Source organism: Brunnivagina elsteri CCALA 953, from assembly GCF_002289455.1.
GTDB lineage: Bacteria > Cyanobacteriota > Cyanobacteriia > Cyanobacteriales > Nostocaceae > Brunnivagina > Brunnivagina elsteri.
In genome coordinates, this window is record NZ_NTFS01000198.1 from 1 (window position 1) to 12,347 (window position 12,347).

General features: G+C 39.6%; 8 protein-coding genes and 1 pseudogene. All 9 read left to right on the plus strand.

The annotated features are described in order from the left end of the window. The first annotated feature begins 414 nt into the window (after positions 1-414). A complete protein-coding gene (locus tag CK510_RS17300; protein WP_095722895.1) occupies positions 415-2,175 on the plus strand; it encodes a variant leucine-rich repeat-containing protein in 1,761 nt (586 codons plus the stop codon). 175 nt (positions 2,176-2,350) lie between these two features. Beyond that, positions 2,351-3,352, plus strand: a complete 1,002-nt coding sequence (locus CK510_RS17305) for an ATP-binding protein (protein ID WP_095722896.1) — start codon at positions 2,351-2,353, stop codon at positions 3,350-3,352. A 16-nt stretch (positions 3,353-3,368) separates the two neighbouring features. Then, positions 3,369-4,514, plus strand: a complete 1,146-nt coding sequence (locus CK510_RS17310; RefSeq protein WP_095722897.1) for a vWA domain-containing protein — start codon at positions 3,369-3,371, stop codon at positions 4,512-4,514. 82 nt (positions 4,515-4,596) lie between these two features. Next, positions 4,597-5,616 (plus strand): HEAT repeat domain-containing protein, encoded by a 1,020-nt coding sequence (locus CK510_RS17315; protein ID WP_095722898.1) that lies wholly within the window; start codon positions 4,597-4,599, stop codon positions 5,614-5,616. A gap of 212 nt (positions 5,617-5,828) precedes the next feature. Then, entirely contained in the window at positions 5,829-8,558 is a 2,730-nt protein-coding gene (locus tag CK510_RS17320) for a HEAT repeat domain-containing protein (protein ID WP_095722899.1), read from the plus strand. 158 nt (positions 8,559-8,716) lie between these two features. Next, the gene (locus CK510_RS31840; RefSeq protein ID WP_158224921.1) at positions 8,717-8,887 is read left to right on the plus strand and encodes a hypothetical protein; all 171 of its coding nucleotides are present in this window, start codon (positions 8,717-8,719) and stop codon (positions 8,885-8,887) included. A 208-nt stretch (positions 8,888-9,095) separates the two neighbouring features. Next, complete coding sequence (locus CK510_RS17325; protein ID WP_095722900.1) at positions 9,096-10,013, plus strand: histone deacetylase family protein; 918 nt, start codon at positions 9,096-9,098, stop codon at positions 10,011-10,013. Between the two features lie 182 nt (positions 10,014-10,195). Beyond that, positions 10,196-11,335: a glutamate--cysteine ligase gene (gene gshA / locus CK510_RS17330; RefSeq protein ID WP_095722901.1), complete on the plus strand. Its 1,140-nt coding sequence runs from the start codon at positions 10,196-10,198 to the stop codon at positions 11,333-11,335. A gap of 404 nt (positions 11,336-11,739) precedes the next feature. Then, a pseudogene (locus CK510_RS17335) lies at positions 11,740-12,201 on the plus strand (tRNA (cytidine(34)-2'-O)-methyltransferase). Positions 12,202-12,347: the final 146 nt, after the last annotated feature.

Consider the following 12,347-nt stretch of genomic DNA (forward strand, 5'->3'; position numbering starts at 1 on the left):
AATCGTCATCTTTACTTAGATATTTATCGCTAACTATCTTGACAAATCCTGTTTAAAAGGGAACGAAACAGCCCTGCTTTCCAAAGGGGGGTTAGGGGGGATGACTTCCGGGATATGAAAGGAAATTATACTTAATAAGTACACCGTAGCAGGGTAGACAGGGAGAACCCAAAGAGAATAAAAGAAATACTGAACTGAATTGTATTGGCTTTTAATACCGTAGCAGGAGGGAAAACACATATTCTATTCCTTCTATCTTCTGCCCTCTGCCTTTACCTAGTAAATATAACTATGAAAATCGAATATATTTGTAACACCTGTCACTCGCGGTTAAGTGGCGGAATTTAGTAAAATAATACACCTGAGTATATGCGTATTTGGCTAACGGCAACTTAACTCGCAACAAAGAGGACAATGCACCAAACTCCTGAGGAACAGTCTGAGGATATTGTTACATCTCCAGAAAATTTAGCTGCGACGAATTTACGAACTGCCGAAAATCCCAATGTGGAACCTGAGTTATTACGTCAGCTTGCTGTCAGTGATGATATAACAATTCGGGAAGCTGTAGCGGCAAATCCGAATACTCCAACTGAGGTTTTGCTCAAATTAGCAGAAGTTTTTCCGCAGCAATTCCTCAAGAATCCGGTGTTTTCACTACTATTATTGGAAAATCCCAATTTTGCCGCAGATATCCCCTATTATGCGCTCTTAAGTCTCCTTAAACAGTCAGAATTGCCAGATTTTTTCTTGTCAAGTGCAGCAAATCATGCTAATCCAGAAATTTTGTATTTGGTGGCAAAACATCCTAATACTTCCGATAATGCTTTGGAAGAAATGACACGTCGCAACCCTAGAGATACACCTTTGGGACTGTCTATTATTAAACGTGAGGATGTATCAGAACGGGTACTTTCTATACTTGTGGAATATAGCGCGATCGCAGTACGTTTATGTCTAGCGAAAAACCCGGCAACTTCTCCGAGTATTTTGGCAAAACTAGCGATAGTTAGGGAAGCAAATCCAAATTTTCAACAGGAAATTTATCTCAAACTGGCGAAAAACCCGCATACACCAATTATTGTTATACATGGGTTGCTAAAAAAGTGCGATCGCAAAATTAAACAAGGGATTTCCCAACGTTCTGATTTACCCATTTCCATTATTATTGAGTTAGCCTCTGATTCCCAGATACACGCAACTAATTCACTGGCAAAAAATTTATCGATTACTGCTGACGTTCTCATGGAGTTGGCAAATCATCGGGAATTGCGGGTACGGCAAATGGTAGTTAGACATCCGAATGTACCCCAAACCTTGCTGGATCGGGCAGTGACAAACCCAGAATTACGTCAATATGTAGCTGAAAATCCCAGTACCCCAGCAGATTTACTGATTGAATTGGTACAAGACGAGGAAGAAGAAGTATTAAAGGCGATCGCAACTAATCCCAGCGCTACAGCATCAGTATTGGAAAGTATTGCTAAAACCCGTTCTCAGGATATTTTAATTGCCCAGCATCCTAATGCTACAACTAAATTATTACAGCAAATACTGTGGCGTTTAGCGATGGATGAGCGCTTATCTGTTCGCAAGTATGTAGCGAAACATCCCCACACACCAGTCGATATTTTGATAACATGGGTACGAAAACAACCTGAGTTGCGTTTATTTATTGCCCAAAATCCAAGTATTTCTGCGGAAATAATTGAACAGTTAGCAGGGGATACATCAGCAAAAGTCCGTGAAGCATTAGCTTATAACCCCAGTACACCAACTTACATACTCGAAAAATTAGCAAAAGACTCTCAAATCCCAGTTCGTCAAGCTGTTGCGAATAATCCGAACACATCCGGTAACATTCTGGAATTTTTGGCACAAGATTGGCAATGTAGTACATTTGTTGCTCAAAACCCAAATACCCCAACTCAAGTACTAGAAAATTTAATCCGATTGTCTGGATTTAACTGGCTATTGCTAGCGCATCCAAATACTTCGCTCTCAATGCAGCACAAGTTACTGGGTATTTTAGGGACAAGTGCGATCGCATCGGAACGAATTTATGCAGCGAAACATCCCCAAACACCAGTGGAGATGCTAATGCAGTTAACTCGCGATCGCAATCCAGAAATTCAGAATGCAGCGTTGAGGACAATTGAAAGATGCGATCGATAAATTTATGGTTCGGGGAAATGGGATAAATCTACGTTTCGTTTACATGAACCTGCATTTTGATTAATGCATTGGGGAATAATAACAACGAATAATTGTATTATTACAAATTCCTAATATGATACAGACGTTCCACCGGAACGTCTCTACAAATCCAAAATCTAAAATCCAAAATCCCATGACTCCCAACGAACTTAAAACCTATTTAAACCACTTAATTGCTAAAAATCTGCAAATCAGTACCATGATTTGGGGAGCTCCTGGTATCGGAAAATCTAGCATCGTTGGGCAAATTACCAAAGAACACGAAATGGATTTTGTAGATGTGCGTTTGTCTCAACTCGCACCAACCGATTTGCGTGGTTTACCTGTTGCTGAAAATGGTATTTCCAAGTGGTTTCCACCGGAATTTCTCCCCCATCATGGCAAAGGAATTTTATTTCTTGATGAATTAAATATGGCACCACCAGCGATGCAGGGAGTCGCACAGCAGTTGATTTTAGATAGACGTGTTGGAAGTTATATTGTCCCCGAAGGATGGTTTGTTTGGGCTGCTGGGAACCGCAAAGAAGACAGAGCAGCAGTATTTGATATGCCTGCACCTTTAGCAAATCGATTTTTGCATCTGGAAGTTCAATCAGATTTTGAAAGCTTTAAAGCATACGCATTAGAAAAAGGTTTACACGAGCAAATTATTGCTTTCCTTTCCTTCCGTTCGACATTATTACATAAAATCGACCCCCAACAACCCGCATTCCCCACACCACGCTCCTGGGAAATGGCAAGTGCATTACATTACGTCGGGCTGGATATTGCTCCTGCGGTGGGTACGGGGGCAACGGCAGAATTTATGGCATTTATTGCCTTGTATGAAGCGCTGCCTAGTCTCACGCCAATTTTAGAAGGAAAAGGAGACAAAATAGCTTTTCCTAAGGAACCAAGTGTCAGATATGCAACTGCGATCAGTTTAACGGTACGTGCCCAAGATGCAAACCAAGCATATAATGCTTTTACCTGGTTGAGTGACAAAGCAACGGCAGAATGGGTGCAATTATTTGCGACAGATATATTTAGAGTGATGCGAAGTCGGGGACAAATGGGAACTTTAGCGAAATTGGTGCATAAAGACGCGAATTTGCAGAAATTTATGAAGGATTTTCAGCAACTTGTTGGGTTGTGATTTTGGATTATGAGTTATGGAATTTCAAAAAATAATTAGTGCTTCCCTGCTGCGTCTGCGAATGAAATCTCCCTTCTTCGCAACTTTAGCATTATTTGCCCGCTTTATTCCTACTGAATCCCATCACACTGCTGCAACTGATGGGAAAAATGTCTATTTCAACCCAGAATTTTTACTCTCATTAACCCCTGCACAACTAGATGGGTTGTTGTTACATGAAGTACTCCATGCTGCATTACTCCACGTACCTAGAAGAGGTGTACGGGATGGTCAATTATGGAACTTTGCTGCCGATATTGTCACCAACGGGATTATCATTCAGCAAGGAGCTTTTGAGCTACCCGCAGGTGGTTTGCGTGACGAACAAATTGAACATCAAAGCGTGGAAGAAATCTACGAAGTTTTATTAAAAGATGTCGAAAAATATAAATCTTTATGGGAAGGTTCGGGTAATGATGATTTACTTGATACACCGGGTGATTCTTTAGGGGATGGGGAAGACAGCCTCTCGGAAGCGCGAAAAGCTGCCTTAGAAGCACATTGGCGACATGCATTACAACAAGCGGCAGTTATTGCCCGTACTGCAAATCAAGGAAAACTTCCCGCAGGTATCGAGCGCGAATTAGGTGCGGTAACATCGCCACAAATCGATTGGCGTTCCTATTTATGGCGTTATTTAGTGCAAACACCTACTGATTTTACCGGATTTGACCGTCGATTTATTGGACGCGGTTTGTATTTGGAAACCCTCCAAGGTGAATCTGTGATGGTTTACATTGCCATCGATACTAGCGGTTCGATTGATGTTAAGGAACTACAAATGTTTCTTGGGGAAGTTTGCGGAATTCTAAGTTCTTATCCACACATCAAATGTGAATTATATTACATAGATGTAGATGTCTATGGACCCTATGAACTCGATGCCAATAGCCCATTCCCACAGCCCCAAGGTGGTGGTGGCACATCGTTTGTACCCTTCTTCGATAAAGTACGCGATCGCTGGGATGGTCAGAGTCAGGGGGTATGTGTTTATTTAACAGATGGATATGGTGAATTCCCTGGTAATACTCCAGAATTACCGACTTTATGGGTAGTAACATCTGGTGGTTTAGGGTTGGAGGAGTTTCCATTTGGGGAAACAGTACGGTTATTGAGTGTGTAGCGGCAATATTTGGGAATTATATAAATATCCCCGATTAGAGAAGTCGGGGATATCATGCGGGGATATATATAACTCCAAAATTATGAGTAATAAGAGTAAGAATTTTCTAGAAGAAGCTTTAGATGAAAATACACCAACAGAACGTTTACGGGAAATTTCCCGGAAGGGAAATAAAGCAATTCGCAATGCGATCGCACGCAATCCAAATACTCCACCAGATATATTAGTCGAGTATTTTTACGAATTTCCAACTCATGTTTTACGTAATCCGGCATTAGAATTAATTATATTAGAAAATCCTGACTTTTTTAATGAATTAGTTAGTAATAATCCATTTGTTTTTAATGATGAATTACCTTTGTTTTTTGTCGAATGGGCATCACGTCATCCCAAGGAGTCGATTCGCGAGTCTGTTGCTAGTAGTAACCAAACACCAAGACATTTATTAGCTGATTTAGCAGCAGATAAAAATGATGACGTTCGTCATAAAGTGGCAGAAAACCAGAAAACACCAAGTCATTCTTTAACAAAGTTAGCGACAGATAAAAACAAAAATATTCGCATTTCAGTTGCGGAGAATTCTTGTACATCTCCAGAATCTTTAGAAAAGTTAGCTGAGGATGAAGATTCTGATATTCGCAGGAAGGTTGCAGCAAATGAAAATACACCAATTAATACTTTAGAGACATTAGCTAGAGATAAATCTGGAATGGTGAGACTTGCTGCTGTAGAAAATTCTTGTCTTTCTTCAGAGACTTCAGAAAATATAATTAAAGGTTTAATTGAAGTAGATATAAATATTATTCGCCAAATCAAATTACCTTTAGTATTTTTTGATTGGGCTATAAATCATCCAGATAAAAATATTCGGATTGTTGTTGCGAAAAATCCTCATACTCCACAAAACCTGTTAACTAAATTAGTTGATGATAAAATTGCTGAAATTCGTTTAACTGCGGCGAAAAATCCTAATATTTCTAAAAGTGCATTAAAAATATTAATTGAAGATGAAAATGATGCGATCGCATTTGTTGCGGCTTTACAGTTGCGGCAAAAATTAGATGATTATTATTTTGATGATGATGAGGAAAATCCTTTTTAAAGATTATATTATCACGAAGAGGCGCAGAGTAGAAATATTAAGAAGCATATATAAGTAATTTTACACTCTTCCTCTCCGCGTCTCCCCGTCTCTGCGTGATAAAAATCTTTATCTATCCGGAAAGACAATTATTTCAGTGAAAACACAAAGGTGATTTAGATAAAAATATGACAGTTTAAGAATAATTATTTGCTATTATTCCCCTTTTCGCTATGGTTAATTCTTCGGTTAATTCTTATACATTACTCACACTTGTACAAGAAGCAGCAAGCGAAACAACTTCACATCAACGTTTAGAAGAATTAGCCCAGATTAATGTAAAATTAGGGCGAGTAGTCGCTGCAAATATCTGCACTACACCTGAATTACTACAGGAATTAAGTTATAGCGATGATGGAGAAATCCGCAAAGCTATCACCACTAATCCCAATACTCCAACTGATATATTATTGCAAATGGGAGCAGAATTTCCCGAAGAATTGCTGGAAAATCCAATTTTTTCCCTACTACTATTAGAAAACCCCAACTTGCTCCAAGAAATGCCCGAAGAAACACAGGTTAGTTTGTTGAAATTGGCAAATATTCCCGATGCATTTGTGCAATGGGCACTAACTAGTAGACGGGCAAATATTATGTATGCTGTGGCAATGAATCCAAAAGCTAGCAAATTGGATTTACAAAAACTGATTAATGAAGCGAGTAAGCATTGGGTAACTTCACGTGTTCCCAATGTAGCAAAAATGCACGTTAATTGGACTGGGGAAATGACAACAGGATGGGATGATTTTGTGTTGTCGATTTTGCAAAAGCGCCAACTTTTTAAAGACTGTATTTGTGAAGAACAGTTTTGTGAAACTAGTTTGTGGCAAATTGGTGTAATTCCCGATAGTTTTTTACCATCACTACATCGCAACAGTTTAGCTCAAATTGCCCGTCATCGCGACACTCCAGCCCATATCATCGCCGCAATGCTGGAAAATCCCAAGACTGTCGTTAAGAAAATTTTGATTGCTGTAGCTGGTAATATGAATACACCAGTGCATATTTTAGAACAACTAGCAGGCGATCGCGATGCTTGGATACGTCGAACGGTTTTTCAAAATCCCAGTACTCCCAATGCTATTTTTCAATTATTTCATGAATATGAAGCTGCGATCGCAAATCCCCATACTTCCACTGCGAAATTAAGCGAAATGGCTACACAGGAATGGGAACAAACTCTTCTCGGTATCGCATCTCATGGCAACACCACACCAGAGTTACTAACTAAACTCGCAACTGCAAAATCCTGGGAAATTCGCGCTGCTGTGGCACTAAATCCAAATGTCTCAATGCAGGTATTGGAAGAATTTATACTCGACAAACGTTTGGGGGTACGTAGTGCTGTTGCCAGAAATCCGAAAACTCCTGCGTCTTTGTTGGTAAGGTTGTTACAAGATAAAAAGACAGATTTACGTCGGGAAATTGCCAAACATCCGCAGATTAATTCGGCAATTTTGGAATTATTGGTGCGAGATGCTGATTATTATGTGCGGGTTGGTGTGGTGGAAAATGTGAAAACACCTGTGGAAGTACTTGCATATTTAGCTAATGATAAAGATGCTTATATTCGTAAGCATGTGGCACGAAATCCGAGAGCAACGGAAGCGACATTATTACAGTTAGCTTCAGATTCTGATAGTAGTGTACGTCAATATGTTGCTCGCAATCCCAATATCCCAATTTCAGTATTAACCAAATTAGCTTCAGATGAAGTTATTGGAGTGCGTTATTCTGTAGCCGAAAATTTCAGCACTCCTAATCATATTCTCACTTATTTGACCACTGATAAATATGTACGTGTGGGTTTACAAGCAGTTAAAACTCTAGAGCAGAAACAATCGCTTCATTTGTCAAGTAGTCACAATAATTCGACTTCGCAAATCATTGATAATGACTATTCTATTGCTAGCAATCCGAAAACACCTATTCAAGTTTTAATTGAATTGATATTAAAAGATAGTTATGATATTCCTCACTTAGCAACTCCAAATTTATCTCAAAAGCTGGCATTAAATTCCGATATTCCTAGTACATTGTTAGAAAAATGTGCCGAAATTAGTAAACTCGATATCAAGATTGCATTACTACGACATCCAAATGTTCCTGTTTCCATTTTACATAAATTTGCTGCCAGTTCTTCGTTTCGCTTACGTCGGTTGTTGTCCCAAAATCCCAATTTGGATGCTAGTTTACTTGAAAAGCTCTTGCAGGATAAGCATCCAGAAGTTAGAAGTGTAGCCTTAGAGAATATTTTACGAACCACAAAGAAGTGGGATAATAGGGCGTTAAAAGAGTTTTTGCGGGAATGGGAAGCGGTACAAAATTCAGGTACTCCAGCAGAAAAACTGATGGAATTGAGCGCTAGTAAATGGGTTTTGATTCGTGAAGCTGTGGCATTACATCCGCAAACAGCGATGTTACTTGGTGATGGGATTACGTCTATAAGTAAAAAAACGGGTAGCCTCAAAAAAAATTATACACCTGCAACTTTATTAGAAAAATTAGCAAAAGATAAAAATCCGGCTGTAAAGACTGCTGTTGCCAGAAATATCCATACGCCGATTAAGATTTTAGAAGATTTACTACGTAATAAAATGTTAGAAAATTCAATACATCTTGCTGCAATGAAAAATGCGATCGCACGCTACCCAGAACGAGCTAGCTTGTATTTTGGACAGTATTTCCAATCATCCCAATCCCTATCACGCTTCTTTATTTTATTACACCCTTTAGCACCTACTAGCCTGTTAAAAAAGCATTTCCGTTCTTCTTCCTGGTTAGAAAGATACGCAATCAGCAAAAATCCCAATACTCCATCTCATATTCGCGAGTACCTGACACAAGACGCTAATAAAATTGTCCGTGCGACTGCAAGAGAAATATTTAATACTAGATATTAAGTATGTAGTGGTTCTCAGTTGAGTTAAATACAGTTTACAATCAAGAATACTGTAGAGGAAAACGGGGTTTACCCTGATTCTTATTAGCAACTATTCCCCTAAAAGCCCTAGAAAGTTTTTTAAAATCTCCTAACGTACCCAATAGTTTCATGGATTAAGTGATAAATAATCGAGATTATCGTACTTTTTTGTTAATTGCGAACCCACAAGCTCCAAAAACCATCTTAAACAAGATATTAAATCAGGCATTAAATAACTTATCTCCTAATAATATCCACATCCATCAAGCAATTGAAGCTGCATCTTTAAAAATGAATGGCAAAAAGTAACCGATATAGAAATAACTAAAACCACATTTAAACTTCGATAGCATTTGTACAATCGCTGGACTTTGGGGACCATTTGGTAGTTTCATATCTGAAGAGAGCAACGAAAAGGCTTTATTCTGTTTTGTCATCTAAATCTCTAATTAACTATTAATTTTTATTGCAGAAATAAATCATGAGTACTATTTAATGCATTCGCAAATTTATCAACATGGACTTACCGATTATTTATCATCCCGATTATGTCGTCCCATTACCCGAAGGACATCGTTTCCCCATGCCGAAATTTCGGATGTTATACGAGATGTTATTAGCAGATGGGGTGGCAAAACCCGAACAATTTCACGCACCAACAAAACCTTTACCAGAAATAATTGAGTTAGTACATACACCAGAATACGTTCAAGCTTATTGTCAGGGAACTCTCGATGGCAAAGCACAGCGAAGAATCGGTTTACCTTGGAGTCAAGCTTTAGTGAATCGAACCTGTATTGCAGTTGGGGGAACGATTTTGACTGCAAAAATGGCATTAGAATCTGGAATAGCTTGTAACACAGCAGGTGGAACCCATCACGCTTTTCCTAGTTATGGTTCAGGATTTTGCATCTTCAACGACTTAGCGATCGCATCTCGTGTTCTCCAAAAATCCGGTATCATCAAAAAAATTCTCATAGTCGATTTAGATGTCCATCAAGGTGATGGAACTGCTTTCATTTTCCAAAACGACGACAGCGTTTTCACATTTTCCATGCACTGCGAAGTCAACTTTCCCGGAACCAAGCAAAAAAGCGATTTAGATGTACCTTTACCCGTGGGAATGGAAGACGATGAATACCTGCAAACCTTGGCAAAGTACCTACCAGATTTGTTAACAGAAGTCAAACCCGACCTAATTTTTTACGATGCAGGAGTAGATTCCCACATCGACGACAAACTGGGAAAATTAGCCTTAACCGACAGAGGATTGTTTAGAAGAGACATGCAAGTTCTTACAACCTGCGTCAAAGAAGGTTATCCAGTTGCTTGCGTCATTGGAGGAGGATATACAGAAGATTTAAACGCAGTCGCATACCGTCATTCCCTTTTACATCGTGCCGCCAGCGAAGTATACCAACAACATCGATTATAAAACGTAGAGACGACCCGGTGGGTCGTCTATATTGAATTTCAGATTTTGAATTTCAGATTTTGAATAACACTTCCTTGCCCAATACCCAATCCCCTATTCCCAATCTTCACCCAAAATATATAGGCATGAAATCGTCTAATTCGATACAATTTAGATGAATGGAGAGGCAAGGAGAAATTTAAGTGGCATTATCAAAAGGCTTTGAAGTTGAAATGTATACTGGCACGCCAAACGGTGATGTCATTGGACTCTCCGACAAAATTATCGCAGCATTGGATGAGTTTGTCCGCGAACCAGATAGCCGGAACGTAGAATATACTACCGCACCGTCTCCAAACTATGACCAACAACTATGTAGCCTTTTAGCACCTCGGCAGCGTTTGCGAAATTACTTACAGCAGTTGGGTGATTACACCCTAATTCCTGGTAGCACATTATCCTTAGGTGGGAGCGATCGCTTCTTCCGTTCCGATCCAACTAACCCCTATCACGACTACATCGAACAAACCTACGGTACAAAAGTTGTTACCGCTAGCATTCATATTAATATTGGTATCAGCGACCCAGAAGTTCTAATGCGTGCTTGTCGATTAATCCGAGTCGAAGCACCATTATTTTTGGCATTAAGCGCTTCATCGCCATTTATAGACAGTCAAACCACAGGTTATCACTCGACTCGCTGGGGCATTTTCCCCCAAACTCCCAGTCGCGTACCCTTATTTACTAGCCATGCCGACCATATTCAATGGGTAGAAGCACAACTGGCAGCAGGTACAATGCAAAACGTGCGACATTTGTGGGCATCGGTTCGTCCCAACGGTGATAAACGTCCCTATGACCTGAATCGTTTGGAGTTGAGGATTTGTGATTTGGTCACCGATCCCATTGCTTTGCTGGCAATTACAGCATTACTTGAAGCTAGAATTTTACAACTTATCGCCAATCCCCATCTCGACCCATTGATTGCGAGTAAATTTACCCCAGATGAATTAATCAATATTACTGCCAAAAACGAAATGGCAGCAGCGACAACCAGTTTAGATGCCCCTTTGCTCCACTGGCAAGATGGTAGAACTATCCTTGCCCGCGATTGGATAGCCGAAATTTACGATAGCGTCTGGATGACGGCAAAACAGAACGGTTTTAGCTGTTTTCTATCACCACTCCAAAAAATCCTCCGCGAAGGCAACGAAGCCCAACAATGGCTACAACTCCATCAAGTTGGAGTCAGCCCTCGTTGTGTGATTACCCAAGCAATAGCAGCTATCCGCGATCGCGAAATCGAATTAGAAGAAAAAATTTGTTCCTCTGCGATCGCTTAACCATAAATCTTCAGGATTAGGATTATAAAAGATTAAATAGTTATTCCCCGGATAGGTTTTACCCCTCGCTACCCAGTTTCCCCCATAAAATCTACTCAAAAATCAAAAAATTGATTAGAATTGCTTATTTATGACAGCAATTTTGCAAATCCAAAACAAGTAAAATCACTAAATGTATCCATCTCCTACAATTTAAGCAAAAATTAACATTTGCTGATAAGACTCACAAACACTCCCAGAAGGATTAAACTCTTCTAGGAGTATTTCTTTTGATAGTTTTAAATTTCTAATCAATCATTAGAGATTGTCTCATATTAATAAAAACTATAAATGACCTCACTTCCCAGATAGATTTAGCATCCACAATACACAGCCATATTTCATACCTAAGTAATTACCCATCAATGCCCCAAGTCGTTCTAGTTAATCCCCTAATTCCCCCAAATACTGGCAATATTGCCCGTTCATGCGCTGCTACGAGTACTGAGTTACATTTAGTCGGTCCTTTAGGTTTCGAGTTGAGCGATAGATATTTAAAACGTGCTGGCTTAGATTACTGGGAATTTGTCAAGCTGCACTACCATCCAACATTAGAAGATTTCAAACTGGCACATCAATAACGCGGCGGACGCTGGTTAGGGTTTACTGTAAGGGGTAGTCACAACTATGCCAAATTTGAATTCCGGGATGATGATTGGTTATTATTCGGCAGCGAAACCAATGGCTTACCACCTGATGCCCTCCAAAGGTGTGACGAAACCCTGTATATCCCCATGAGTGAGTCAGGTGTTCGCAGTTTAAACCTTTCTGTTAGCGTTGCAGTCAGCTTGTTTGAAGCCCGTCGTCAGTTAGGTTATCTACAGTAATTTCCTTTCAATTGTAGCCAAACCGACTAATCCCACCCTTTCATAGCTCACTTACTTACGTAAGGAAAGTCAATTTCCTACTCTCATCAGACTCAACCCCATCTCTGTAAAAACACAGACATATGTATCAAATACCAGTTTCCTTA

Excerpts from the sequence above, each read along its gene's own strand:
- CK510_RS17315 (WP_095722898.1), top strand. The coding sequence starts at position 4,597 with ATGAGTAATAAGAGTAAGAATTTTCTAGAAGAAGCTTTAGATGAAAAT.
- CK510_RS17310 (WP_095722897.1), top strand. The coding sequence starts at position 3,369 with ATGGAATTTCAAAAAATAATTAGTGCTTCCCTGCTGCGTCTGCGAATG.
- CK510_RS17305 (WP_095722896.1), top strand. The coding sequence starts at position 2,351 with ATGACTCCCAACGAACTTAAAACCTATTTAAACCACTTAATTGCTAAA.
- CK510_RS17320 (WP_095722899.1), top strand. The coding sequence starts at position 5,829 with ATGGTTAATTCTTCGGTTAATTCTTATACATTACTCACACTTGTACAA.
- CK510_RS17325 (WP_095722900.1), top strand. The coding sequence starts at position 9,096 with ATGGACTTACCGATTATTTATCATCCCGATTATGTCGTCCCATTACCC.
- CK510_RS17300 (WP_095722895.1), top strand. The coding sequence starts at position 415 with ATGCACCAAACTCCTGAGGAACAGTCTGAGGATATTGTTACATCTCCA.